This window comes from Micromonospora sp. CPCC 206171, assembly GCF_036906755.1.
In the GTDB taxonomy this organism is placed as follows: Bacteria; Actinomycetota; Actinomycetes; order Mycobacteriales; family Micromonosporaceae; genus Micromonospora; species Micromonospora purpureochromogenes.
On record NZ_JBAKHT010000027.1, the window covers coordinates 17,105 to 42,326 of the forward strand.

General features: G+C 73.1%; 23 protein-coding genes and 1 pseudogene. 11 read left to right on the forward strand and 13 right to left on the reverse strand.

Going from position 1 to position 25,222, the window contains the following annotated elements:
• Positions 1-46 precede the first annotated feature (46 nt).
• Positions 47-487 carry a YbhB/YbcL family Raf kinase inhibitor-like protein gene (locus V6U89_RS24805; protein WP_334574011.1) on the forward strand — a complete coding sequence of 147 codons (441 nt, stop codon included), beginning with the start codon at positions 47-49 and terminating at the stop codon, positions 485-487.
• On the opposite strand, the gene V6U89_RS24810 is transcribed toward V6U89_RS24805, so the two are convergent.
• Complete coding sequence (locus V6U89_RS24810; protein WP_334574014.1) at positions 488-1,375, reverse strand: phosphatase PAP2 family protein; 888 nt, start codon at positions 1,373-1,375, stop codon at positions 488-490.
• Between the two features lie 83 nt (positions 1,376-1,458).
• Between V6U89_RS24810 and V6U89_RS24815 the strand changes: the two genes are divergently transcribed.
• Positions 1,459-2,130 (forward strand): DUF3159 domain-containing protein, encoded by a 672-nt coding sequence (locus tag V6U89_RS24815; protein ID WP_334574016.1) that lies wholly within the window; start codon positions 1,459-1,461, stop codon positions 2,128-2,130.
• A gap of 14 nt (positions 2,131-2,144) precedes the next feature.
• Here V6U89_RS24815 and V6U89_RS24820 read toward each other — a convergent pair whose 3' ends face one another.
• Positions 2,145-2,885, reverse strand: coding sequence for an RNA-guided endonuclease InsQ/TnpB family protein (locus tag V6U89_RS24820; protein WP_334574018.1), 741 nt, complete (start codon positions 2,883-2,885; stop codon positions 2,145-2,147).
• A 16-nt stretch (positions 2,886-2,901) separates the two neighbouring features.
• Here V6U89_RS24820 and tnpA point away from each other — a divergent pair, with 16 nt between their 5' ends.
• On the forward strand, positions 2,902-3,321 hold the full coding sequence (gene tnpA, locus V6U89_RS24825) for an IS200/IS605 family transposase (RefSeq protein ID WP_442933981.1): 420 nt from the start codon (positions 2,902-2,904) through the stop codon (positions 3,319-3,321).
• A 77-nt stretch (positions 3,322-3,398) separates the two neighbouring features.
• Here tnpA and V6U89_RS30260 read toward each other — a convergent pair.
• Positions 3,399-3,494, reverse strand: a pseudogene (locus tag V6U89_RS30260) (Ig-like domain-containing protein); the annotation flags it as partial.
• 879 nt (positions 3,495-4,373) lie between these two features.
• On the opposite strand from V6U89_RS30260, the gene V6U89_RS24830 reads away from it, so the two are divergent.
• Positions 4,374-5,858 (forward strand): GH1 family beta-glucosidase, encoded by a 1,485-nt coding sequence (locus tag V6U89_RS24830; protein ID WP_334574020.1) that lies wholly within the window; start codon positions 4,374-4,376, stop codon positions 5,856-5,858.
• A 123-nt stretch (positions 5,859-5,981) separates the two neighbouring features.
• On the opposite strand, the gene V6U89_RS24835 is transcribed toward V6U89_RS24830, so the two are convergent.
• The 3 genes from V6U89_RS24835 to V6U89_RS24845 all read right to left on the reverse strand — a co-directional run bounded on the left by V6U89_RS24835 (position 5,982) and on the right by V6U89_RS24845 (position 10,442).
• The gene (locus tag V6U89_RS24835; protein WP_442933982.1) at positions 5,982-6,407 is read right to left on the reverse strand and encodes a roadblock/LC7 domain-containing protein; all 426 of its coding nucleotides are present in this window, start codon (positions 6,405-6,407) and stop codon (positions 5,982-5,984) included.
• Positions 6,404-8,944 (reverse strand): sensor histidine kinase, encoded by a 2,541-nt coding sequence (locus V6U89_RS24840; protein ID WP_334574022.1) that lies wholly within the window; start codon positions 8,942-8,944, stop codon positions 6,404-6,406. Before V6U89_RS24840 ends, V6U89_RS24835 begins: the two co-directional genes overlap by 4 nt.
• 97 nt (positions 8,945-9,041) lie before the next feature.
• On the reverse strand, positions 9,042-10,442 hold the full coding sequence (locus V6U89_RS24845) for an FGGY family carbohydrate kinase (protein WP_334574024.1): 1,401 nt from the start codon (positions 10,440-10,442) through the stop codon (positions 9,042-9,044).
• A gap of 267 nt (positions 10,443-10,709) precedes the next feature.
• On the opposite strand from V6U89_RS24845, the gene V6U89_RS24850 reads away from it, so the two are divergent.
• Positions 10,710-12,629 (forward strand): chorismate-binding protein, encoded by a 1,920-nt coding sequence (locus tag V6U89_RS24850; RefSeq protein WP_334574026.1) that lies wholly within the window; start codon positions 10,710-10,712, stop codon positions 12,627-12,629.
• A gap of 68 nt (positions 12,630-12,697) precedes the next feature.
• Here V6U89_RS24850 and wrbA read toward each other — a convergent pair whose 3' ends face one another.
• Positions 12,698-13,318 carry an NAD(P)H:quinone oxidoreductase gene (gene wrbA / locus V6U89_RS24855; protein ID WP_334574029.1) on the reverse strand — a complete coding sequence of 207 codons (621 nt, stop codon included), beginning with the start codon at positions 13,316-13,318 and terminating at the stop codon, positions 12,698-12,700.
• 220 nt (positions 13,319-13,538) lie between these two features.
• On the opposite strand from wrbA, the gene V6U89_RS24860 reads away from it, so the two are divergent.
• A complete protein-coding gene (locus V6U89_RS24860) occupies positions 13,539-14,429 on the forward strand; it encodes an LLM class flavin-dependent oxidoreductase (protein WP_334574031.1) in 891 nt (296 codons plus the stop codon).
• Positions 14,430-14,585: 156 nt separating this feature from the next.
• Positions 14,586-15,473, forward strand: coding sequence for an alpha/beta fold hydrolase (locus tag V6U89_RS24865; RefSeq protein WP_334574033.1), 888 nt, complete (start codon positions 14,586-14,588; stop codon positions 15,471-15,473).
• Between the two features lie 209 nt (positions 15,474-15,682).
• On the opposite strand, the gene V6U89_RS24870 is transcribed toward V6U89_RS24865, so the two are convergent.
• Positions 15,683-16,057, reverse strand: a complete 375-nt coding sequence (locus tag V6U89_RS24870) for a hypothetical protein (RefSeq protein ID WP_334574035.1) — start codon at positions 16,055-16,057, stop codon at positions 15,683-15,685.
• Positions 16,058-16,231: 174 nt separating this feature from the next.
• Between V6U89_RS24870 and V6U89_RS24875 the strand changes: the two genes are divergently transcribed.
• Both V6U89_RS24875 and V6U89_RS24880 read left to right on the forward strand, forming a co-directional pair.
• Positions 16,232-16,954 (forward strand): YsnF/AvaK domain-containing protein, encoded by a 723-nt coding sequence (locus tag V6U89_RS24875; RefSeq protein WP_334574037.1) that lies wholly within the window; start codon positions 16,232-16,234, stop codon positions 16,952-16,954.
• A 167-nt stretch (positions 16,955-17,121) separates the two neighbouring features.
• Entirely contained in the window at positions 17,122-18,183 is a 1,062-nt protein-coding gene (locus tag V6U89_RS24880) for a winged helix DNA-binding domain-containing protein (protein ID WP_334574137.1), read from the forward strand.
• A gap of 84 nt (positions 18,184-18,267) precedes the next feature.
• On the opposite strand, the gene V6U89_RS24885 is transcribed toward V6U89_RS24880, so the two are convergent.
• From V6U89_RS24885 to V6U89_RS24905, 5 genes are all read right to left on the reverse strand, one after another.
• A complete protein-coding gene (locus V6U89_RS24885; RefSeq protein WP_334574039.1) occupies positions 18,268-18,786 on the reverse strand; it encodes a hypothetical protein in 519 nt (172 codons plus the stop codon).
• Between the two features lie 241 nt (positions 18,787-19,027).
• A complete protein-coding gene (locus V6U89_RS24890; RefSeq protein WP_334574041.1) occupies positions 19,028-20,236 on the reverse strand; it encodes an ABC transporter ATP-binding protein in 1,209 nt (402 codons plus the stop codon).
• 9 nt (positions 20,237-20,245) lie between these two features.
• Positions 20,246-21,079, reverse strand: coding sequence for a carbohydrate ABC transporter permease (locus V6U89_RS24895; RefSeq protein WP_280838339.1), 834 nt, complete (start codon positions 21,077-21,079; stop codon positions 20,246-20,248).
• A gap of 1 nt (position 21,080) precedes the next feature.
• Positions 21,081-22,076, reverse strand: a complete 996-nt coding sequence (locus tag V6U89_RS24900) for a carbohydrate ABC transporter permease (RefSeq protein WP_334574046.1) — start codon at positions 22,074-22,076, stop codon at positions 21,081-21,083.
• Between the two features lie 52 nt (positions 22,077-22,128).
• Complete coding sequence (locus V6U89_RS24905; protein ID WP_334574048.1) at positions 22,129-23,421, reverse strand: ABC transporter substrate-binding protein; 1,293 nt, start codon at positions 23,419-23,421, stop codon at positions 22,129-22,131.
• Positions 23,422-23,650: 229 nt separating this feature from the next.
• Between V6U89_RS24905 and V6U89_RS24910 the strand changes: the two genes are divergently transcribed.
• Together V6U89_RS24910 and V6U89_RS24915 are read left to right on the forward strand one after the other, a co-directional pair.
• On the forward strand, positions 23,651-24,229 hold the full coding sequence (locus V6U89_RS24910; RefSeq protein ID WP_334574051.1) for a mycothiol-dependent nitroreductase Rv2466c family protein: 579 nt from the start codon (positions 23,651-23,653) through the stop codon (positions 24,227-24,229).
• Between the two features lie 118 nt (positions 24,230-24,347).
• Positions 24,348-25,052, forward strand: a complete 705-nt coding sequence (locus V6U89_RS24915) for a VOC family protein (protein WP_334574054.1) — start codon at positions 24,348-24,350, stop codon at positions 25,050-25,052.
• Positions 25,053-25,222: the final 170 nt, after the last annotated feature.

The window sequence follows — 25,222 nt, forward strand, 5'->3', positions numbered from 1 at the left end:
ACGCGCCGGGCCGACGAGAGGGGGCGGGCGACAGATGGCCGGCATCATGCTGCGCAGTACCGCGTTCAACGACCACGACCAGTTGCCGGGGCGGTTCTCGCGAGACGGCGGGAACGCGTCACCGCCGTTGGAGTGGTCCGACGTGCCGGAGTCCGCGACCGAGCTGCTGCTGCTGGTCGAGGACCCGGACGCCGGGCGGAGCCCGTTCCTGCACTGGCTGGTCACCGGGATCTCCCCGACCTCCGGCGGGGTCGGGGAGGGCATGGTCCCCGAGGGGGGCCAGGAGTGGCCCAACGGCTTCGGCACCACCGGGTGGGGCGGACCGCACCCGCCGAAGGGCGACGAGGCGCACCGCTACTTCTTCCGGCTGTACGCCCTGGAACGCCCGGTCGACCTGGCCGGCGCCCCGCAGGCCGCCGACGTGCACGCGGCACTGGCCGGCCGGGAGCTGGCCAGCGGCACCATGGTCGGGACGTACCGGCGCTGATCAGCCCTTGTAGCGGGGCACCAGGCGGTGCATCGGGAGCAGCACCAGCGCGGCCACCACCGCCATCGTGCCGGCGATGCCGGCGGCGCTGCCCGCGTACCCGATGAAGAGCGGACGGCGGCCCAGCTCGTCGACCGGCACCTGCTGCTGGTCGAGCAGCCAGGACAGGGCCAGCCCGCTGGCGACGACGGCCGCCAGGCCGCCCAGCCCCAGCAGGGCCGCGGCGACCCGGTGGGCGTCCTCGGCGGAGACCTGCGCCTGCTCCCGTTGGAAGACCAGCAGGAGCAGCCCGGCCAGCGCGGCCCAGACGCCGACCACGAGGAACGCCGCCACGGCGTCGCTGGGCCGGTGCCAGCCGGCGGAGAGGGTGGCCACGCCGGCGCTGGCGGCGTACGCGACGCCGAGGAACGCCCCGAGCGGGCGCACCTTGGGCGGCAGCACCAGGATCAGCGCCAACGCCACCGAGGCGGCGATGGTGGCGTGCCCGCTGGGCAGGCTGTTGCCGGCGGCGTCCCGTTCCGGGTCGATGCCCAGCGCCGGCCGGTCGATGATGTACTTGAGCAGTTGCGTGCTGACGTTCGCGCCCGCGATCAGCAGGGTGGCCGCGACGGCGAGCGCCTTGCGGCCACGGATCAGGGCGATGAAGCCGATCACGGCCGTGGCGGCGAGCAGCGACACCACCGACATCGCGTTGAGGATCCGGCTGACCGGCCCGTCGATCCGGTCCTGGCCGATCTGGTTGCCGGTCAACGCGACGGTGTCCAGCCACTGGCCGGTCCCGGTGTGCACGGCGAAGCGCCAGAGCACCACGAGAGCGGCCGTCTGGACCAGAGCCAGTACGACCAACCAGACCGCGGTCCAACCTCTTGCCGTCGCGCGCACCCGCACACCGTAACGGCATCCCCGGCAGGTCGCTCGGCGGGCCACCGGTACGTCCCGGCTAGGTTGGGGCCGGACCACGGGAGGTGACGGTGGGCGGTACGGCGGAACGGGAGCCGGCGGTCGCGGAGCGGCCGGAGTCGCTGGCGGACCTGCTGGGCGGGCGGGGCGGCGCGGTGGACGCGACCCTGCCACCGGTGGCGTTCACCCTCGGCTGGCTGCTCACCGGGCGATCGATCGCCGGCGGGGTGGCGGCGGCCGTGCTGACCGGCACGGCGGTGGCCGGGTGGCGGCTGCGCCGGGGCGACCGGCCGAGGTCGGTGCTGGTCGGGCTGCTCGCCGTCTGCGTCGCCGCCCTGATCGCGCTCTACACCGGACGGGCGGCCGACTTCTTCCTGGTGCAGCTCTTCTCCAACGCGGCCAGCGCGCTGGTCTGGGTGGTCAGCATCGTGGTGCGTTGGCCACTGCTCGGGGTGGTGGTCGGGGTGGCGCTGCGGCAGCGGGGCCGGTGGCGGCGGGACCGGACGCTGCTGCGGGCGTACTCGCGGGGCAGCTGGGTCTGGGCGGCGACGTACGCGTTGCGGGTGGCGGTGTTCCTGCCGCTGTACCTCGGCGGTCAGGTGGTCGCGCTGACGGTGGCCCGGGCGGCGCTGACCTGGCCGCTGGTGGCGGCGGCGCTGACGGTGAGCTGGGTGGTGATCCGGCGCGCGCTGCCGGCCGGCCATCCGGGGCTGCGGCACCCGGTCACCCCGGACGGAAGCTGAACCCGGGGGAAAAATTAAGGGAGAGGCCGCCACGGGGGGAGCGGCCTCTCCGAGAAACACGGTACTCCGTCGCGCGGCGTCGTGTGATCCCACGACGCCCTCTTTTTTCGCGGCTTTTCCCCGATGCACGCTGCGGCGAACGGTGGGGTGGATCGTCCGATCGCTGCGTCGACGCCGACGGTCGACCCACCCCGGCCCGACCATGGGAGTTTGGCTTCGTCGGCGGCGACCACAACGAACGAGGCGAAGTACCGACCAGCCGCGTCCCGGATGACCGTGACCGAGGTTGGTGCGGCCGGCAGATGCCGGGACCAACACACCGCAAGGTCGCCGATCTTCGGCAACCTGAGCCGGCCGTTGTCGAGCACCTTGAACCGGGCGTTCGCGGTGAACCGGATCGCCTGCCGGTTGTCCTTGCGGGACCGGAACCTCGGCGGGGCGACCTTGCGCCCCTGGCGCTTGCCGCTGATCGAGGTGAAGAAGTTCCGGTACGCGACGTTAAGGTCCGCGAGGGCCTGCTGGAGTACCACCGCCGACACCTCGCCCAACCACTCCCGCTCAGGCGCCTGCTTGGCCTGGGTGATGACCCGCTTCGACAGGTCACCATCCGACAGGTACGCCTCGCCCGCCTCGCGCGCCTGCTGGCGTGCGCGCAGCCCGTCGTTGAACACCACCCGCGCGCACCCGAACGCCCGCGCCAGCGAAGCCTGCTGAGCGGGCGTCGGGTATACGCGGTAGTTGTACCGAAGCTGCACATGGGACAGTCCGTCATTGGTCTATGGCTGGGTTCTCGAACGTCCGCACTGGCAGACACTGGTCTTCACCCTGTACGCCCAGTTGGTCTTCGTCACCAAGTTTCGGCACAAGGTGTTCGGTGACCGGCACCTGGCCCGCCTGGAGCAATCATGCGGGCGGCGTGCGCCGACTTCGAGACGACCGGTCGAGTTCAACGGCGAGGGCGAGCACGTACACCTGCTGGTCAACTTTCCGCCCAAGGTCGCCCTGTCGAAGCTGGTCAACACCCTCAAGGGCATGTCCTCGCGGCGGATCCGACACGAGTTCCCCGACCTGGTCCGCCACTACGACCGAGCCAACAAGCGGTGGTCAGCCTCGTACTTCGCCGGCTCCGTCGGCGGCGCACCCTTGACCGTCCTGCGCCAGTACATCGAGCAGCAAAACCGTCCCGGCTAGAGCACGCTCGGGCCTGGCGGCCATCCCGCGCGGGCCTTCACCCCCGCCCTAAAGGGCGGAGCACTGCCCGCATCTTGGTAGCTGCCGGCCGGCAGGTCCTCCAGTGTGTAGCCGTACGGGGCAGTGGTGTCGGTGTTGACCAGTAGGCCGTTTCGGTATAACTCGACCTTGGCGAAGTCTCATGTGCGCGGTGTCTCCTCGCAGGAGGGCCGGAGCCTGACTGGGCCGCCGGCGAGGCGCCTCCACGCGAGCAGGGAACGCGGGGGGACGGAGGTGCCCGGGAAGGTGGTCGGTGCGGAACTGCGCCGGCCTGCCGCCCTGGGGCGGCATCGGTGGCGGTTCCTCGGAGTGCCGTCCGGAGATCCGGATGCCCTCGGCGACCCACGCTCACGCGAGCTGGCTCCGCTGCGTCGATTCGACAGTCTGTCGCGGAAGCGCTCCCACGACAACACCGCAGGTAGGACGGCGACCGATGTTTCGATCTCGTTTTGGGGCTTTCACAAACCGGTGACGGGCGTTACAGTCGCTGCATCGCCGATGGGAGCGCTTCCATCGACGGAGATGCAATTGTTTCGTCGACCGTGGTCGCCCGGCCGCGGCGCAAGCCACGAGGCTGACGACGGGCCAGCCCGGACACCGTCGCCAGCCGACACCCGCCAGTGACGGAGGGAGGTGGAACCAGAGCCACTCGCGTGGCCCGGCTCCCGCGCGACACGCACGGCGGACGCCAATTCGACTCGTGCGTGTGTGCACCAAGGTGGGGACGGGGGTTGCCCTCCCCCGTCCCCACACTAAACCCCCGTAGTCGACGGGAAAAGAGGCCGACGGGACAGGCGCGTACGCCGCCCGGCCGGCCTCGCTCGCTATCTGCGCCCCGCCCGGCGCGTCGGACGACCGACGGCGCCCGTCACACCTTCACTTCCCCCATCCCGGCCGCCTCCGCGCGGCCCTCTAGGCTGGCGGTCCGCCCCCGAGGCGGCCGGAACGCCGCATGCCGGTGCTGGGAGCGCTCCCGGCCGTCGGGGTGGCCCGCACCCTGAGGAGAAACACCGATGTCGATACTCACCCGACGGCGACTGCTGCACCGCGCCGCGCTCTCCGCCACCGCCACCGCCGGGCTCTCCCCGGTCGGGGCGGCCGTGGCCGGCGCGGCCGCCGCCGTGACGGCGGGCTGCGACACCCCGCCGGACGGGGACCCGACCGCCACCCCCGGCGCGGGCACCCTACGCTTCCCACGCGACTTCGGCTGGGGCGCGGCCACCTCGGCCTACCAGATCGAGGGCGCCGCCAAGGAGGACGGGCGCGGCGAGTCGATCTGGGACACCTTCAGCCGTACCCCGGGGCGGACCCGCAACGGCGACACCGGCGACGTGGCCGCGGACCACTATCACCGCTGGTCGGAGGACCTGGACCTGATGCGCGACCTCGGCCTGCGCAGCTACCGGTTCTCCGTCTCCTGGCCCCGCATCCAGGCCGACGGCACCGGCCGACCCAACCAGCGCGGCCTCGACTTCTACCGCCGGCTCGTCGACGGCCTGCACGAGCGCGGCATCGCGCCCATGGTCACCCTCTTCCACTGGGACCTGCCCCAGTCGTTGCAGGACGCGGGCGGCTGGGAGAACCGGGACACCGCGTACCGCTTCGCCGAGTACGCCGACGCCGTGTTCCGGGGCCTGGGTGAACAGGTGCCGGTGTGGCTGACCGTCAACGAGCCGAAAACCGTGGTGCAGAACGGCTACCTCTGGGGCCACCACGCCCCGGGCCGGCAGGATCCGGACGCCGCGTACCTGGTCGCCCACCACCTCCAGCTCGCGCACGGGCTGGCAGTGCGCGCCCTGCGGGCCACCGGCTCCGCCGCGCGGATCGGGCCGGCGTTCAACCTGCACCCGTGTTACCCGGCCGACGACACCCCGGCCGCGGCGGCCGCGACCCGGCTCTACGACGGGTACGAGAACCGGCTGTACCTGGACTCCGTCCTCACCGGGGCGTACCCGGCCGACGTGCTGGCCGACCTCGGCGAGGAGAGCCGGCTGGTCCGGGGCATCGCCGACGGCGACCTGGAAATCATCTCCAGCCCGGTCGACCTGCTGGCCGTGCAGTACTACACCCCGATCTACGTCACCGCCGACGGCGGCACCGTGCGGCGCTGGGCCACCTCCGAGGCGGAGTGGCAGCAGATCTACCCCGAGGGGATGTACGACATCCTGACCCGGGTCACCCGCGACTACGGCCCCGTCCCGATCACCGTCACCGAGAACGGCCTGCCGTGCCCGGACGTCCTGGGCGCCGACGGCACCGTCGACGACACCGGCCGGATCACCTTCCTGCGGGACCACTTCGCCGCCGCGCACCGCGCGATCGCCGCCGGCGTGCCGCTGGAGAGCTACCACGTCTGGTCGCTGCTGGACAACTTCGAGTGGGCCGAGGGCTACGACCAGCGCTGGGGACTGGTCTACGTGGACTACGCCACCCAGCGCCGCATCCCCAAGCGCAGCGCCCACTGGTACCGGCAGGTGATCAGCGACAACGGCCTCTGAGCCACCCGCCGGCCGGGACCGGCGCACCGGACCGCGTGGGGGCGGTCCGGTGGTCCGACCCGCCGGGGCGGGCGGGCCCGGCCGAGCGGGACCGGCCCGCCGGGGCGGCGGAAGCGGTCGTCGTCAGCGGGGCAGCGCCTGCTGCAACTCGGCGCGCAGCGCCGGGGTGAGCATCTCACCGGCCTGCTTGGCCAGCCGGGCCATCTCGTAGCCGACCACGCCGATGTCGGCGTCCGAGGCGGCCAGCGTGGCGAGGATCGAGCCGTCGCGGATCTGCATCACCAGGAAGTAGCCGCGCCCCATCTCGACGACCGTCTGCTTGACGATGTCGCCGTCGAACATCTGGGCCGCTCCCGCGGTGATGCTCATCAGGCCGGAGGTCACCGCGGCGAGCTTGTCGGCATTGTCGCGGGGCAGGTGCGCCGAGATCGCGACCAGCAGCCCGTCGGAGGAGACCACCACGGCGTGGGCCACCCCCGGCACCCGCTCCGCGAACGCGTTGACCAGCCAGCTGAGGTCCCGCGCCTCCTGGCTCAAGGTCGTCGTCACTGTCGTCCCCCTTCGCTGTGCCCACCCGACGGCGGCAAGATTATCTCCCGGGTCTCCTCGGCCTCGGCCCGGCGAACGCCGCTGTACAGCCGCGACAGCATGCCACCGACCGCCTCCGGGTCCGGGTCGTCCCGTGCGGGCGCAACCTCCGGACGGGCCGGCTCGGTGACCGCGGAGAGCTGAGCCATCGGCACCCGCACCGGCAGGCCCCGATCGTTGGTGCCCCCGATGACAGGCGTCGCGGGCGGCGCGGGCGTCACATCACCCGCCGGCACCGCGGCGGACGACGCGGGCCCCTGGCGGGACCACCAGCCGCTGGCCGCCGAGGCCCCCGCCGCCGGCGACAGCACATCCTCGGCGCGGACCGGCACCGGCCGCCCCTGCACAGGCATCACCGGAGCCGGGTCGGGACGACGGCCGGCCACCGGCAGCTCCGTCGGCGCCGGCGCACCGGCCGGCCGTCGCGGCCCGCCGGGCCGGGTCGCGCCGGCCACCGCCGTGGTCAGCATCCGCGGTGAGACCGGCCCGTCCAGCTCCGCCGGGGGCGCGGCGGCCAGCAGCGCGGTGGGCAGCTCGATCCGGGCGACCAGGCCCTGGGCGCCGCCGCTGAGGCGTACCCGGATGCCGTGCCGGGCAGCGAGGTGGCTGACCACGAACAGACCCATCCGCTCCGAGGCGGCCACGTCAGCGGCCGGCGGGGAGGCCAGCACGATGTTGGCCTGTTCCAGCGCCGCCGGGCTCATCCCCAACCCCTGGTCGACGATCTCCACCACCGCGCTGCCGCCCTCGATCCGGGCGCCCACCCGGACCACGGTGTCGGGCCGCGAGAAGGCGGTGGCATTCTCCAGCAGCTCGGCCAGCAGGTGCACCAGCTCGCCGACGGCGTGCCCGACCACGTACAGGTCGGCCACCGACTCGCGGCGGACCCGCTGGTACTGCTCGATCTCGGCGCTGGCGGCCAGCAGCACCGCCCCGAGACCGACCGGGCGGTTCCACCGCCGGGTCGACTCCGTGCCGGCCAGCACCAGCAGGCTCTCGTCGTTACGGCGCATCCGGGCGGCCAGGTGGTCCAGCTTGAACAGGTTCTCCAGCTGGTCCGGGTCGGCCTCCTCCCGTTCCAGGTCGTCGAGCAGCTCCAGCTGCCGCTCCACCAGCACCTGGCTGCGTCGGGCCAGGTTGACGAACATCGCGTTGACGGTGCGCCGCGTCTCCGCCTGCTCCACCGCGACGCTGACCGCGCTGCGGTGCACCGCCACGAACGCCTCGGCCAGCTCGCCGATCTCGTCGGAGGACCGGACGACCGGGGGCGGCACGTCGATGGTGGGCACGCCGCCCTGCACCGAGCGGAGCCGGTCCAGCGCGTCCGGCAGGTCGACCTGGGCGATCCGCAGGGCCTGCCCGCGCAGGCGCTGCATGGAGTTGGCGATGGACCGGCCGATGAGCAGGGCGAGCAGCACGGCCAGCCCGAGCACCACCACGATGCCGCCGACCACCAGCAGGGTGGTGCGCAGCCGGTCGCCGCTGACCGTGTCGGCCCGGGTCACCGCGTCGTCCAGCACCCGCGCCTCCAGCTGGCGCAGCAGCTCCTGCCGCTGCTCGCTGGCGGCCCACCACTGCGGCGCGGGCAGCACCTCGGCGCGGGCGCCGCCGGTGGGCAGGCTCTTCTCCTCCAGCTTCATCGCCGCGACGAACGCCGGATCGACCGAGGTCCGGTCGTAGAGCCGGACCTGATCGTTGGTGGCGGCGACCCGGAACGCGCCGAGCGCGGCCAGCTGCTGCGCCCGCAGGTCGGTGAGGGTCACCTGGTCGTCCAGGTCGTAGCGGCCGGCCCGGGCGGCGGCGTAGAGCTGCCCGCGGATCCGCGATGACAGCTCCTTGACCCGGGCGAGCTGCACGTACCGCAGCACCGCGTCGGTGAGTACGGGCTGCTGCTCCCCCGGCGAGGGCTCCGCCAGCAGGTTGAGCAGCGCCTCGATGGCCCGGTGGTAGTTGCTCAGGATGGTGTCGCTGTTGAGCACCGCCGGCGGCACCGCGGCCCGGATGTAGACCACCTGGTCGTACGCCTCCAGCGCCTCGCCGTACGCCAGCCGCCAGGACGCGTCGGCGTCGGCCAGTGGCTGCGCGGCCCCGCGCAGCTCGCTGACGGCCCGATCGGTGGCCGCCTGCAACGGCCGCAGCGCGCTGACCGCCGCGTCCCGGTCGGCCTGGCTCCCGGCCCGGCGCAGCTCGGCCAGCTCCCCCGCGGAGCGGTCCCGCTCCTGCTGGAGCCGGTCCACCACGCCGGTGATCTGCCGGCCGATGCCGACCTGCCGGGCGAAGTCGCTCAGCGCGGTGGTCTGCCCGACCAGCGCCGCGGTCTGCACGCCGGCCAGCACCAGGAAGGCCACGGACGGGATGACCAGCACGGTGGCGAGCTTGGTGCGCATCCGCCAGTCGCGCAGCCGGAACGGCGAGCGCCGCCGGTGGGGTACGACCCGGACGGCCCCCCGGCTCCGACCACCCTGCTCGCCCTGCCTCGGGTCGGGACCTGCGCCCACACCTGCCTCCTCGGTCCCCCGCCTCCCCCGCGTCAGGGAGCGGGGTCCATCCAACCAGGCCCGCGAGCTGTGTCAACGGGGCGTGGCAGCGCTCCGGTCAGGAAGCGGCGCCGGAGCGCTCCGGCGAGCGTCCCTCGTCGGGCGGCTCGGTCATCGCCAGCCGCCCCGCCTCGGCCACCCGGCCCAGCGCCACCAGCGCCGCGCCGATCGCCCCGATCTCCGGCTCGGCGCGGTGCCGCACCGGGCGGGGCGCCAGCGCCGTGGCGAACGCCGAGCGCCACCAGGCGGAGGCCGCCATCGCTCCCCCACCCAGCACCACCTCCATCGGCGTCTCGACGGTGGACTCCAACACGGCCAGATCGTCGGCGACCATCCGGCACAGGCCGGCCATCAGTCCGGCCAGGATCTCCACCCCGGTGGTGGCGAAGCCGACCCCTCGCAGCTCGCCGACACCGGCCGGCGCGAAGCCGGGTGGCCGGTCGCCGCCCAGGCGGGGGTCGGCCGTCACCTCGCCGCCGTCCGGCGGCACGCGGGCCAGCGCGGCAGCCAGCTCCGGGCCCTCGGGCAGCCGCAGCTCCCGCTTGGCCCAGGTGTACAGGTTGCCGCCGCAGGAGTAGGCCGCCCCGGTCACCACGTACTCGTGGTCCACCCGGTAGCGCCAGAGTTCCTCGGGCAGCGGCGGCAACGGCTCACCGGCCGGCAGCCGATGCAGCAGCCGGACCGCCGCGGAGGTGCCCACGGTCACCGCCGCGCGCCGCCCGTCCACGCAACCGGAACCCACGTTGGAGGCGGCCCCGTCACCGACCGGGACGGACCACGCCACGCCGGCCAGCTGCGGCCACCGACCGGCGTGCTCCGCGCGCAGTCGCCCGTTCCACCCCGTCGGCGCCAGCTCGGGCAGCTCGCCCGGGCGGACCCCGGCCAGCTCGCAGGCCTCGGCGTCCCAGGTCAGCGTGCGCAGGTCGAGCAGCCCCGTGCCGGAGGCCATGGAGACCGACATCGGCGCGGTGTCGAGCAGCTGGCCGAGGACGTACTCGGCCAGGCCGACGAACCGGGAGATCCGGCCGCCGTAGTGCGCCCGGAGCCAGGGCAGCCGGAGCGGCCAGTAGCCGCGGTGCCACCACCCACCGGTCCGTTCGTGGTAGGCGTCCGGATCGGCCGGACCGGCGTTGCCGGGGGCCGCCATGGCGCGGGTGTCCAGCCAGGTCAGGACCGGCCCGAGCGGCGCACCGGCGGGGTCGAGCGGCAGCACCGAGTGCCACTGCGCCGAGACCGCGACCAGCTGCACGTCGCGCAGGTGCCCGGCGGCGGCGAGCTCGTCCAGGCACTCCACCAGGCAGGCCAGGTACTGCGCGGGGTCGAGGGTGCCTGAGCCGCGGTCGCCGATGCTCACGTGCACCTTGCGCCGCGCCAGCGCACCCGGCCGCGGCTCCGCGTCGGCGTCGAGCACGAGCCCGCGTACCGAGGAGGTGCCGAGGTCGAGAGCGAGAATGTTCATCGCCGGTCACGGTACCCGCCGACCGGCCCGGCGAAGCCTCGATCGCGGGCCGGCGCGCGACACGTACCTCGGACGGCTTCCGCGCCCGCCGGGGGCCGCGTAGGGTGGTCGACATGCTCGCGCACCTGTCCTGCTGGTGGCCCGCCGACCCGGCGGCCACCTTCCGCGCGTAGCTTCCACGCGGCCGCCCGACGAGGCGGCCGCCGGTCTCTCCCCGGCTCCCGGGCCGCCCCGACGGGCGGCGCCGACGGCCCGGAGGAGACACCGATGAACCGCCCGCACGACCTGCTCGCCGCCCTCGCGCACGACGCCGACCCCGGCCCGTTCGCGCTCGTCCGTCGCGAGGGCGCCGCGCACCTCGACCTCTTCACGGGTACGGTCCGCACCGCCGACCGGCTCGCCGACCTGCCGCTGCCGGACGGGGCGGCCGGCCCGCGCACACTGGCCCTGGTGCCGTACCGGCAGATCGCCGAGCGGGGCTTCGAGTGCGTCGACGACGGCACGCCGCTGGAGTACCTGGCGATAGCCGGGCACACGCGGATCGCCCTGGCCGACGCGCTTGCGGCGCTCCCGCAGGCGCCGGTGGTCACCACGGGCGCCGCGTTCGACGTCGCCGACGAGGAGTACGCCGGCACCGTCGAGCGGGTGCTCGCCGAGGAGATCGGCCGCGGCGAGGGCGCCAACTTCGTCATCCACCGCACCCTGCGGGCGACGGTGCAGGGATCGCCGCTGCGGGCGGGGCTGGCGGCGCTGCGCCGGCTGCTGGTCGGCGAGCGGGGCGCGTACTGGACGTTCCTGGTGTGCACCGGGCACCGGATCCTGGTCGGCGCGAGCCCGGAGCGGCACGTCAGCGTCGACGACGGGCTGGTGATGATGAACCCGATCAGCGGCACCTTCCGGCACGCCGGCGCGACCCTCGACCGCGCCGCCCTGCTGCGCTTCCTCCGCGACCCCAAGGAGGTGGAGGAGCTGTACATGGTGCTCGACGAGGAGCTGAAGATGATGGCCACGGTCGCCGAGCACGGCGGCCAGGTGGTCGGGCCGTACCTGAAGGAGATGGCGCACCTCGCGCACACCGAGTACCTGCTCGCCGGGCGCGGCTCGAAGGACGTCCGGGAGGTGCTGCGGGAGACGATGTTCGCCCCGACGGTCACCGGCAGTCCGATGGAGAACGCCTGCCGGGTGATCGCCCGGCACGAGCGCTCCGGGCGGCGCTACTACTCCGGCGTGCTGGCCCTGCTCGGGCGCGACGGCGCGGGCCGGCAGACGCTGGACGCGCCGATCCTGATCCGGACGGCGGAGATCTCCCCCACCGGTGAGCTGCGGGTGCCGGTCGGGGCGACCCTGGTGCGGCACTCCACCGCCGCCGGCGAGGTCGCCGAGACGCACGCCAAGGCGGCCGGGGTGCTCGCCGCGCTGGGGCTGGCTCCGCAGGCACCGGCCGCCGACCCCGCCCGGGCGGTACGCCTCGCCGACGACCCCGAGGTGCGGGCCGTGCTCGCCGCGCGGAACACACCGCTGGCCCGGTTCTGGCTCGACCAGCGGGTGCCCGGGGCGACCACGCTGGCCGGGCTGGCTGGTAAGCGGGCGCTGATCGTGGACGGCGAGGACACCTTCACCGGGATGCTCGCCCACCAACTCGGCGCCCTGGGTCTCGCCGTGGACGTCCGGCCGTGGCAACGGGCCGCCCCGCTCGACGGGTACGACCTGGTGGTGGTGGGGCCCGGGCCGGGCGACCCGGGCGCGGTCGCCGAGCCGAAGATGGCGGCGCTACGGGCGCTGCTGGCCGGCCGGCTCGCCGCCGGCCTGCCCACGCTGGCGGTCTGCCTCGGCCACCAGCTGCTCGCCGGCCTGCTCGGGTTGCCCCTGCACCGGCGGGAGGCGCCGTACCAGGGACTGCAGCGGGACGTTGCGGTCTTCGGCACGTCCCGGCGGGTCGGCTTCTACTCCACCTTCACCGCCCTGGCCGACCGCGACCGGCTCGGCACCCGGTACGGGCCGGTGGAGCTGTCCCGCGACCCGGCCGACGGGGCGGTGCACGCGCTGCGCGGCCCCGGTTTCGCCGGGGTGCAGTTCCACCCGGAGTCGGTGCTCAGCCGGGACGGGCTGGCCGTCCTGGCGGACCTGCTCGGGCACCTGCTGGCCCGTCCGGCGCTGACCGCGCATGGATCGGCCGATCGCGGGTAGGGGTTGCGGCGACCGGTGGACCGGACGGGCCGAGAGCCCCCGCCCGGACCACCGGTCGCCGCAGTGGGTCAGCCGGCGGCCAGGCCGCGCTTGACCGCGGCGCCGAGGCGCACCGCCCGCTTGGCGGTCAGGGCGGTGGCGCCGAGCGCCAGCTGGTCCGGGGCGGTCTCCCCGTTGTTGCTGGTGTGCGAGGCGCCGTACGGGTTGCCCGCGGCGAACTGACTCGGGTCGGTGTAGCCGGGGGTCACCACGATGCCGCCCCAGTGGTAAATGATCGTGAACAGCGACAGCAGGGTGGACTCCTGACCGCCGTGCGAGGTCGCGGTGGAGGTGAAGGCGCTGTAGACCTTGTCCACCAGGGCGCCCTGCGACCAGAGCGGGCCGGTGGTGTCGATGAACTGCTTGAGCTGGGCGGCGATCATGCCGTAGCGGGTGGGCGAACCGAAGATGATCACGTCGGCCCAGGACAGGTCGTCGAGCTGGGCCTCGGGGACGTCCTGCGTCTCCAGGTGGTGGGCCTGCCAGCCCGAATTGGAGCGGATCGCCTCGTCGGGCGCCAGCTCGCGTACCTTGCGCAGGCGCACGTCGGCGCCGGCCTCGCCGGCGGCCTCGCAGGCCGCCTGCGCCATCTGGTAGGTGATGCCGGTCGCGCTGTAGTAGATCACCGCTACCTTGACCTGGCCGTCCATCGGCACGTCCCTCCTCGGTTCGGATCAGCTCTCGCGACTACCCGTCGCATGCCGTGTCAAACTGACAAGATCGAGCGGCTGCGGGGCGACTGCCCTGGTCGAGGCCGGTATTCCGGCACCCGGATCGATGGACTGCCCGCGGCCGGGACGGGAAGGAGAGGCGGATGAGCATCGGAACGCGCCGGCCCTCGTGCCCGCCCTACGCAGGAGCCGACCGGCGGTGAACGACTACGGTCACCCGCTGCTGTTCGGATCCTTCACCACACCGGCGAGCGACGACCCGGCGGGCACCGTCGCCCTCGCCGTCCTGGCCGAGCAGGTCGGGCTGGACCTGGTCACCTTCCAGGACCACCCGTACCAGCCGAGGCTGCTCGACACCTGGACGCTGCTGAGCTACGTCGCCGCGCGGACCAGCACGGTGGGCCTGTCGGCGAACGTGACGAACCTTCCGCTACGCCCGCCGGCGGTCCTCGCGCGCAGCGTGGCGAGCCTCGACCTGCTCAGCGGCGGCCGGGTCCGGCTGGGCCTGGGGGCGGGCGCGTTCTGGGACGCCATCGAGGCGATGGGCGGCCGCCGACTCACCCCCGCGCAGGGGGTGCGGGCCCTGGCGGAGGCCGTCGACGTCATCCGCCAACTGTGGGACGCCGGCGCGCGCGGCGGCGTGCGGGTCGACGGCGAGTTCCACCGGGTGCACGGCGCCAAGCGCGGCCCGGCCCCCGCCCACCCGGTGCCGATCTGGCTGGGCGCCTACAAGCCCCGGATGCTCGCCCTCACCGGCCGACGGGCCGACGGCTGGCTCCCGTCGCTGGGCTACCTGCAAACCGGCGACCTGGCCACCGGCAACCGGATCATCGACGACGCCGCGCAGCAGGCCGGCCGGTCGCCCCGGGACGTCCGGCGGCTGCTCAACATCACCGGACGGTTCGGCGCGGTCGGTCGCGGCCCGCTGGACGGGCCCGCGGAGCAGTGGGCCGAGGAGCTGGCGGACCTGGCCCTGAGCGAGGGCGTCAGCGTCTTCATCCTCGGCAGCGACGACCCGGACGACCTGCGCCGATTCGCCGCCGAGGTGGTGCCGGCAGTCCGCGAGCTGGTCGCCGCCGACCGGCGCTGAACCGGCGGCGGCACGGCACGGTGCCACTGGGACATCCTCTTCTACACCTGCGGCTGCTGACCCCGACGTGACAGGGCAGAGCCGTCCCAAGCCATCCGGGGCGGCTCTCCCGCGTCGGCGGGGTTTGCCGAGGTCGGGGGCGGGAAGGGCGGGGCCATGGGAGCCGTTCCCGTGGCGCACCGGGTCGTCGACGTCGACGGCATCCGCACGTTCTACCGGGAAGCCGGGCCGGTGGACGCCCCGGTGGTGCTGCTGCCGCACGGCTACCCGTCCTCGTCGTTCCAGTTCCGCAATCTCATGCCGGCGCTCGGCGACCGCTGGCGGCTGCTCGCCCCCGACCTGCCGGGCTTCGGCTACACGCGGGCCGACGCCGCGCCGTTCGCCTACACCTTCGACGGGTACGCCGACTTCCTGCGCCGGTTCACCGACGTCCTCGGGTTGCGTCGCTACGCCATCTACCTGCAGGACTACGGCTCCCAGTTCGGGCTGCGGCTGGCCATGAGCGCGCCGGACCGGGTCGCGGCACTCATCATCCAGAACGGCGACATCTACGCCGACCAGCACGGGCCGAAGTACGCGCCGCTGAAGAAGATGTGGGCCGACCCCAGCCCGCAGGCGCTGGCCGAGGTGGCCGAACACGTCTCGGAGAGCGGCTTCCGCGCCGAGTTCCTGGGCGAGGTACCCGGCGAGATCGCCAACCGGATCAGCCCCGACCTGTGGACGCTCTCCTGGGCGCAGGTGGGCCGGCCGCCGGGCCCCGACCACCTCGTGCACCTGCTCGCCGACCAGCGGAGCACCGTCGACTGGTTCCCGCGTCAGCAGGCGTACCTGCGGGAGCACCAGCCAGCCACGCTGATCGTCTGGGGGCCGCACGACGGGTACATGCCCGAGGGGGCCGCCCGCGCGTACCTGCGCGACCTGCCGGACGCGGAGCTGCACCTGCTCGACGGCGGCCACTGGCTGCTGGAGACCCACCTCGACGAGGTGGTGTCCCTGATGCGCGACTTCCTCGGCCGCGTTCACCCTCCCGGCGCCGGGATGTAGCCGACTCAAGATTTGCGCAAGTTCCCAACGGGGCGGTCCCCGCCGGCCTCGCCGAGCGGGATCCTGGGCGCACGGGTGCCGGCGGCCCGGACACCGCCGAAGCACAGTGGACCTGAACGGGGGATCGCGCTCCGCCCGCGACTGCGGGCGTAGCGCGATCAGGGCCCGGGTCAGCCGGGGCCCCACCGGGTCGGCGGCCCGCGTCCGGCTCAGTCGTCAAGCCGGTCGCGCAGGTCGTCGACCTGTTGCTGGAGGCGGTCCACCGCACCCTCGTCGTTGACGAAGGTGCTGATCCCGGCCGCGAGGGCCAACCCGAGCAGCACCGCCAGCACGCTGAGCACCAGCCCACCGATCGCGACCCCCCGCCCGGTCACCCCCGGGCGGCGGCTCATCTTCAGCCCGACGATCCCCAGGATCACCCCGATGATCCCGAGCAGTAGACCGATCCAGGCGAGGATGGCGGTCAGCACGCTGAACAGCGCCGCCACGCCGAACACCAGGGCGAAGGTGGCGGCGGCGCTGGTCTTGGCCGGCGTACCTCCGGCAGGGCGGGCGCGCGGGGCGGGCTCACTGGACGCGGTCATCTCATACCTCGCATTCTTCGCTACGGTCCCGGAGGGCGCATCCCCGATGTCCCGACACTTATGCGTCCCCTCGGCACCCGCTCCTCCCGCTGCTGCTATCCACGGCCGTCCCCGCGAATGCGCTCCGCACGGGCCGGGTAGCCGGGTCGTGACCCACGAGAGGAAGGACGAACGATGCGACTCACCGAACAGCAGGTCCGCTCGCTGTACGGGCAGGACGTCCAGGACCGCTCGGGCGCCAAGATCGGTAGCGTGGCCCAGGTCTGGGCCGATCCCGCCGGCGAGGCCACCTGGGTCAGCGTGAAGACCGGCGTGATGGGCCACCACGAGTCCATGGCACCGCTGGCCGGGGCCGGGATGGCCGAGGGTGGCCTGCGGGTGCCGTACGACAAGGCCACCGTGCGCAGCGCGCCCGCCGTCGAGTCGGGCACCGAGGCGCCGCTCGGCGCGGACCAGCTCGCCCAGCTCTACCGGCACTACCAGCTCCAGCAGCAGCAGGAGCAGCCGCAGCGGCGGCCCGGTGCGCCGGAGCTGACCCGGTCCGAGGAGCGGCTGCGGGTCGGTACCCAGAGCGAGCCGGCGGGCAAGGCTCGGCTGAACAAGCACGTGGTGACCGAGGACGTGCACACCACGGTGCCGGTCGAGCACGACGAGGTACACGTGGTGCGCGAGCCGATCACCGCGGCGAACCGCGGCGACGTCCGGCCGGACATCCGCGACGAGCAGCGTGAGATGGAGCTGCGCGCCGAGCGGCCGGTGGTCAGCAAGGACCAGGTGCCGGTCGAGCGGGTCCGGCTGACCAAGGACGAGATCGTCGAGGACGAGCCGATCGACGCGCAGGTCCGCCGCGAGCGGGTCGACGCGGACGTGCCGGAGCCGGCACGCCGGCGGCGCTGACCGCGACGCCACGGTCGGAGATCGTGGACGTCGGGCGGGTGGGCCAGGGCCCGCCCGCCCGGCGGCGTGTCCGCGTCGGTGTCGGTGCCGCCGCCTAGGCTGACCGTCGTTTCCGGGCGAAGGGCGGCACTGTGCGGTTGACCGGCGGCGAGGCGTTGGCGTTACGGATGACCAGCCTGCTGTTGCGGGAGCACCCGCGCAGCCGGCCGCGGGACGTCGCCGGCGTGGTCGAGTGGTTCGGCGCGATGCAGGCGCAGGACGCGGCGAGCGGCCTGTGGTCGCTGGGCAGCCGGCTGCCCGGGTGGACGGTGGCGGACGTGCGGGCGGCGCTGGAGCGCCGGGAGGCGTTGCGGACCTGGCCGATGCGGGGCACGGTGCACCTCGTACCCCCGCGGGACGCCCGCTGGATGCTCGAAGTGACCGGCGTGCGGGCGCTGAGCGGCGCGGCGGCCCGCCGGGCCGCGCTCGGCCTCACCGAGGCCGACGCCGACCGGGCGGCCGACGTGCTCGGGGCGGCGCTGGCCGGCGGCGGCCGGCTCACCCGCGCCGAGTGCCTGGCCACCCTGGCCGCTGCCGGCCTCGACCCGGCCGGCCAACGCGGCTACCACCTGCTCTGGTACGCCAGCCAGCGCGGCGTCACCTGCATCGCCCCGCACGTCGGGACCGAGCAGACCTTCGCCCTGCTCGACGAGTGGGCGCCCGAGCCGCGCCGCCCCGAGCGCGACGAGGCGCTGGGTCTGCTGGCGCTGCGCTACTTCCGGTCCCACGGGCCGACCACCCGGCAGGACTTCGCCGGGTGGACGGGGCTGACCGCGGCGGACGCCCGGCGGGGCATCGCAGTCGCCGGCGACGACCTGGCCACGGTGGAGGTGGACGGGGTGCCGGCCGTGCTCGACGCGGCGCTGCTCGACGCGCCCCGCACCGCGCGCGACGACGTGCTGGCGCTGCCCGGGTTCGACGAGTACCTGCTCGGCTACAAGGACCGCACGCTGATGCTCGACCCGGCGCACCGGCAGGCCGTGGTCCCCGGCGGCAACGGCGTCTTCCAGTCCACGATCGTGCGGGGCGGCCGGGTGCTCGGCACCTGGAAGCGCACCATCGGCCGGGCCCGGGTCAGCGTGACCGTGCGGCAGCTGACCCCGTTCGACGACTCGATGCGGGGCCGGGTCGAGGCGGCCCTCACCCGGTACGCCGACTTCCTCGGCCATGGCATCGAGTGCAAGTGGTGACGGAAACACCACCAGAAGGGATTCCAACGCTCACCCAAGCGTGAGCCATCCAATGCACCAACGGCTGTCGACAAAGGCGCCCTCTTAGCGCAGGTCCTCGCTCAATCGGGCGCCGGCAGCGACCCTTACCCGGTCCAGACGCTCCTCATCATCATCGATGAGAGTCAGGATCTCGTAGGCGTAGCTCACCGCTCCCATGGTCGGGCCCGAAAAGACCTCGCGGTACAGCAGCCAGATGCCGTTCTGAGCGGCAGCAGCGCACTCGGCCGGAAGATCCCTGCCTTGGCGATCGAGTTCGAACGTCTGACCTTCGCCGCCCCCAGCCAGGAGCAGTAGCGTCTTCAGGAACGTGAAGCGCGCTTTCGGGGAGGTCTCGTCGGCCAGAGCCGCCAGCGCCACGGAGACCACCGGCAGCGCCGGCTCGACGAGCAGGCCCGGGGGCACCATGACATGGTCGTCCAGCGCAACGCGGTCCACGTCACTGTCGGTCTGAGCCCGGGCAAGCTTCAACAAGTCACCGGCCAGGTGCGCCGCCGACCTGCCACACCCGCACCGCAGGGACTTCCAGTCGTGTCCCGCGATCTCCAGTTCAACGATCTCCATCTTGTTGACCAGTCCCTCCCCTCCGACGCGCCCATGGTGCCGCTGGAGCCCTCACCGTCGACCATCCTCTTACTGCCGGCATACAGGTTGTTCATCAAACATGCCGCCGGCGCCGGTGTTCTTGGCCGCCGCGGCAAGGCCGGGGTGGTGGGCCGCGGCAAGGCCGGGGCTGGGGCGGGGCTGGGGCGGCAACGCGAGAGGGGCCGGGGGTGCACACCCACCGGCCCCTCGGCGACGACCGTCAGTCGGCCAGCGCGCCCGCGGCCCGGCCCTCGTGCAGGGTCAGGTTGCGCCCGCTGGACGGGTCGAACAGGTGGATCTTCTCCAGGTTGAACCAGACCCGGCGGCTCGTGCCCTCCGTCACCGGGGACTCGGCCGACAGGCGGGTGACCAGGCTGGCGCCGGTGCCGGTGAAGTCGGCGGCGCCGGCGTCGGCGGCCAGTTCCTCCAGCTCGGCGGCGCTGGCCCGCTCCCCCTCGACGGTGAAGTAGACGTACTTGTCCGAGCCCATCGACTCGACGATGTCCACCGGCGCCTCGAACTCCATGCCCCGGCGGCGGGTCTCGTCGTCGACCAGCTCGGCGTCCTCGAAGTGCTCGGGACGGATGCCGAGGATCAGCTCGCGGGGAGCATCGGCCCCGTCGAGCTGCCGGCGGAGCCGGTCGCCGATCGGCACGTCGCCGAGCGCGGTCCGCAGGGTGCCGTCGGAGACCGCCGCGTGCAGGAAGTTCATCGACGGGGAGCCGATGAAACCGGCGACGAAGAGGTTGCGGGGGTGGTCGTAGAGTTCCTGCGGCGGGCCGACCTGCTGCACCGCGCCGCCCCGCATGATCACCACCCGGTCGCCGAGGGTCATCGCCTCGGTCTGGTCGTGGGTGACGTAGACGGTGGTGGTGCCGAGCTGCTTCTGCAGCCGGGACACCACGGTGCGCATCTGCACCCGCAGCTTGGCGTCCAGGTTGGACAGCGGCTCGTCCATCAGGAACGCCTTGGGCTGGCGGACGATGGCGCGACCCATCGCCACCCGCTGGCGCTGGCCGCCGGAGAGGTTGGCCGGCTTGCGGTCCAGCAGCGCGGTCAGCTCCAGGACCTTGGCCGCCTCCTCCACCTTCTGGTTGATGGTCTCCTTGTCCAGCTTCTGCAGCCGCAGCGGGAAGGCCATGTTCTCCCGGACGGTCATGTTCGGGTAGAGCGCGTACGACTGGAACACCATCGCGATGTCCCGGTCCCGGGGCGCCTTGTCGTTCACCCGCTGCCCGGCGATGCGCAGCTCGCCGGAGCTGATGTCCTCCAACCCGGCGATCATGTTGAGGGTGGTGGACTTCCCGCAGCCGGAGGGGCCGACCAGGATGACGAACTCGCCGTCGGCGATCTCCAGATCGACGTCCTGCACCGCCACGGTCCCGTCCGCGAACCGCTTGCTCACCTTGTCGAGCACGATGTCAGCCACGACTACCACCTATCCCTTGACTGCGCCGGAGGTCAGTCCGGAGACGATGCGGCGCTGGAAGAAGAGCACGAACAGGATGATCGGAATGGTGATCACCACGGCGGCGGCGCAGATCGCCCCGGTGGGATCCTCGAACTGCGACTCGCCGGTGAAGAACGACAGCGCCACCGGCACCGTGCGGGCCCGCTCGGTGGAGGTGAGCGTGATCGCGAAGAGGAAGTCGTTCCAGCAGAAGATGAAGACCAGGATCGCCGTGGTGAACAGGCCCGGCGCGGCCAGCGGGGCGATCACCCGCCGGAACGCCTGGCCCTGGGTGGCACCGTCCATCTTCGCCGCCTTCTCCAGGTCCCACGGGATCTGCTTGAAGAAGGCCGACAGCGTGTAGATCGCCAGCGGCAGCGCGAAGGTGATGTACGGCAGGATCAGGCCCGGCCAGGTGTCGAAGAGGCCGAGCTGCCGCTCGATCTCGAACAGCGGCGACACCAGCGACACCTGCGGGAACATCGCGATCAGCAGGGAGACGCCGACCAGCAGCTTCTTGCCGGGGAAGTCCAGCCGCGAGATCGCGTACGCGGCCATCGCCCCGAGCACCACGGCGATCAGCGTGGCGATCAGCGCGATGCCGATCGAGTTGACCAGCGCCCGGACGAACTGGTCGGTGTCGAAGATCGTCCGGTAGTTGTCCAGCGTCCACTCGCGGGGGATGAACTTCCCGTCGGTGAGGGTGGCCGGGGTCTTGAACGACAGCGAGGCGATCCAGAGCACCGGGATCAGCGCGAAGACGACGACGATGACGTCCAGCAGACCCCAGCGCAGCTTCGCCCGGGTGGTGGTTTCGGCCATGTCAGCGCCTCTCGGAGTCGTCGCTGCCCGGGGCAGCGGTACCGAACAGCTTCACGAAGACGAAGGCGATGATCGCCACGGTGAGGAAGATCAGCACCGACATCGTCGAACCGATGCCGAGGTTGAGGCCCCGGATCAGGTTGTTGTAGGCGAGCATCGACACCGAGGAGGTCTCGTTGCCGCCCGCCGTCAGCACGAAGATGTTGTCGAAGACCCGGAACGCGTCCAGGGTGCGGAACAGCAGCGCGACCAGGATCGCCGGCTTCATCACCGGCAGCATCACCTTGGTGAACCGCTGCCAGGCGGTCGCCCCGTCGGTGGAGGCGGCCTTGAGCAGGTCCTCCGGCACCAGCGCCAGCCCGGCCATCAGCAGCAGGGCCATGAACGGGGTGGTCTTCCAGATCTCGGCCAGCATGATGATCGCCAGCGAGCTGGCCCGCTCGGTCAGCGGTGCGCTGCCGTCGAAGAGGTTGGCCAGGTAGCCGGTGCCGGGCGTCCAGGCGTACCGCCAGGAGAAGGCGGCCACCACCGTGACGATCCCGTACGGGATCAGCGCCGAGGTGCGGACGATGCCCCGGCCGATCAGCGTCCGGTGCATGATCAGCGCCAGCCCCATGCCGAGCACCAGCTCGACCGCGACGGTGACCACCGTGATCAGCATGGTGACGCCGAACGCGGTCCACCAGAACTCGTTGGTCAGCACGGTGGCGTAGTTCTCCAGCCCGATGAACTCGCGCTGGTCGGGGAAGCGCAGGTCGAAGCGCTGCAGCGACAGCCAGACCGAGTAGATGATCGGGTAGGCGGTCACCAGCAGCATGACCAGCGCGGCCGGGGCGCAGAGCAGCCAGCCCAGCCGGCGCTCGGCCTTCTTGTTCTCGCTCAGCGGGGTCCTCGCCCGGCGGCCGGCCCGCTGGGCGGGCACCGCCGCGTGCCGGCCGGTGGGCCGCTCGGCCTCGGCCGCGACCTCCGCCCCGGGGGGAGTGGCGTTGATGCTCATGCCGTCACCTCCGCAGAATCACCGCTGGCCGTGCGGCGCTGGGTTCGCTCGCTCACGGCAGGACCCCCTTGGACTGGAGGGCGTCGGAGATGGCGTCGCGCAACTCGTCGGCCGTCCGCTCCGGCTTGATCCCCGACGGCGGCGACAGGATCGCCGACATCACCGTGGAGATGCTCTGGTACGCCGGGGTCAGCGGTCGGACCGCCGGGTCCTTGAGCTCGTCGAGGATGGTCTCCTTCATCGGGTACGCCTCGGCCATCTCCGGGTCGTCGTAGACCTTCTCGATGGTCGGCGGCACGCCGTCGTTGATGGCGGAGAACTTCTGGTTCTTCTCGTTGCGGATGCACCTGGCCGCCTCGAAGGACTCCGTCGGGTGCTTCGAGTAGGCGCTGACCGCCATGTTCACCCCGCCGATGGTGACCTTGCTCGGGGTGTTCGCGTCGATGCCCGGCACCCGGGCCCACTTGACCTTCTTGGCCAGCTCCGGGTCCGCCTCCTGCAACGCCGGGTAGACGAAGGGCCAGTTGACCTGGAAGGCGCCGCCGCCGGCCTGGAACTCCAGCCGTACCGGGTCCTCGGTGGCGTTGCTGAACGACGGCGAGGCCACGCCCGACGTGGCGAAGCGCTTGAGCTGGTCGAGCGCCTTGACCGTCCCGTCGTCCATCACGGCCTGCTTGCCGTCGTCGCTGAGGATCTTCCCGCCGGCGCTCTCGGCCAGGGTGTTGTAGAGGACGACCAGTCCCTCGTACTGGGCGCCCATGGTGAGCACCTGGTACGGCTTGCCCTGTCCCTTGAGGTCCTGGGCTGCCTTGATCATGTCGTCCCAGCTGGTCGGGGCCTGCGGCACCAGGTCACTGCGGTACCAGAGCAGCTGCACGTTGGTGTTCTTCGGGGCGGCGTAGAGCTTGCCCTCGTACCGGGCGGTCTCCAGCGGGCCGGTCAGCGTGCCCTGCTCCACCTCGGCCTTGTCCTGGCCGGTCCACTCGCGGATCCAGTCGGCGCTGGCGAACTCCTGGGTCCAGGTGACGTCGAGGCCGAGCACGTCCATCCCGGTGTCCTGCGCGGCCAGCCGACGGACCAGCTGCACCCGCTGGTCGTCGGCCTGCCGCGGCAGCACCCGGTAGGCGATCCGGTAACGCCCCTGTGCCTGGGCGTTGCAGTCGTCGACCACCTTCTGGAGGTTCTGCTCCGGCGGGTAGTACAGGTTGATCGTGGGCGTACCGCCGCTTCCGCCATCGGAGCCGCACGCCGCCAGTGGCGCGACCAGCGCCAGCGCGGCGGCCGCCGCCCCGAGCCGGACACCCGGACGGCGCCGATGTCGGATCGCTTCGGGGTCTGTCGTCATCGCCCTCCCCCTTTCCTCGGCGAGTGACCGGGGAAAGGCCCGTGCCCCGGCGCACGGCGAGACGGCCCGGGCGGTGGGCGGCGGAATCGCGCCAAGTCCGGGCGTTTCGTGCGCCCACAGTGCCCGACCCGCGACGGCGCGAAACCTCAGCGTGACGACGCGCATGTCGCGCGGGTGTGCGCGGGATCATCGCGGTGCACGCCGGTCGGCCCCGCCGTAGGCTCGGCCGATGGGTGCGACCTTCTTCTTCGACCCCGCCTGCCCGTGGACCTGGCGCACCTCGCGCTGGCTGGTGCGGGTAGCCGAGGCCCGGGGGCTCAGCGTCGAGTGGCGGGCGTTCAGCCTGGCGATCCTCAACGAGGGCAACGTCCCGCCGCAGTTCGCCGACGTGCTGACCGCGTCGAGCCGGGCGCTGCGGCTGGTGGAGGCGCTGCGCGCCCAGGGCCGTCCCGAGGACGTCGCCCGCTTCTACGCCGAACTCGGCGCGCGCAGCCACGACGCGGGCAACCCGCTCGCCGCGTCGATCGTGACCGCGGCCGTCGACGCGGCCGGGCTGGGCGAGGCGGCGCCGGCCCTTGACGACGAGCGCTGGGACCAGGCGGTACGCGAGTCGCACGCCCTGGCGTACGCCTCGGCGGGCCCGGACATCGGCGCGCCGGTGCTGATGGTGCCCGGCGCGGAGCGCGGCATCCACGGGCCGATCCTGACCGAGGTGCCCGAGCTCGACGACGCGCTGACCATCTGGGACTCGCTGCTGCCGCTGCTGCGGCTGCCGGCCTTCCACGAGGTCAAGCGCGGCCGCCGCTGACCTCCCCCGGCCCCCGGCTCACGGTTCGCGGCGTGTCGCGGTGTCCTGCCCGCGGGAGACCGCGACACGCCGCACACCGCGTGGATCATGAGGGTCGGCGGGGCGGCATGATGACCGGATGATCGCGCGCTTCAAGGATCTCTGCATGGACGCCGCCGACCCCCGCTCGCTGGCGGGGTTCTGGGCCCGGGTCCTCGGTGGCGAGGTGGTCGACACCGGTGACGGGGACTTCCGGGTCGACCCGCGATCGGGCGGGGCCGGGCCGGAGTCGATCTGGGTCAACCGGGTGCCCGAGCCGCGTACCGGCAAGACCCGGGTCCACCTGGACCTGCGACTGGCCGACGCGGAGCGGGCGGCGCTGCTGGCCGCGGGCGCCCGGCTGATGCGGGAGCCCGACGCCGAGATCAGCTGGTGGGTGCTCGCCGACCCGGAGGGCAACCAGTTCTGCGCGTTCGCGCCCCGCGAGGGTAGGCGGCCCGGGCCGTTCGAGCTGGTCGTGGACAGCGCCGACCCGATCGCCCAGGCCACCTGGTGGGCGGGCGTGGTGGGCGGCCGGGTGAAGACCACGGCGGAGGGCCACGCCTCGGTGGTCGGCGCAACCGGCTTCCCCTGGGACTACTGGGTCTTCGACCCCGTGCCGGAGCGCAAGCGGGTCAAGAACCGGGTGCACTGGGACGTCGACCTGACCGGCCCGGACGCCACCGCGCTGATCGCCGCCGGGGCGACGCTGCTGCGCGAGCCCGACGCCGAGATCAGCTGGTGGGTGCTCGCCGACCCGGAGGGCAACGAGTTCTGCGCCTTCGCTCCGCGCCGGCCGGCCTGACCGGCGGGCGTTCCCAGCAGGTGGGCGCGGTGGGGCTACCCCGCGCCCGCCGGGTCGACTAGCGTCAGGTGAGCTTCACCAGCCAGCGCGTCGCCGTCGAAGTCGATACGCCTCCGGCCGACCCCAGCCCGCCCGATCGGTTGGTTCTCGCGCGAACTTCCCTCCGCCGA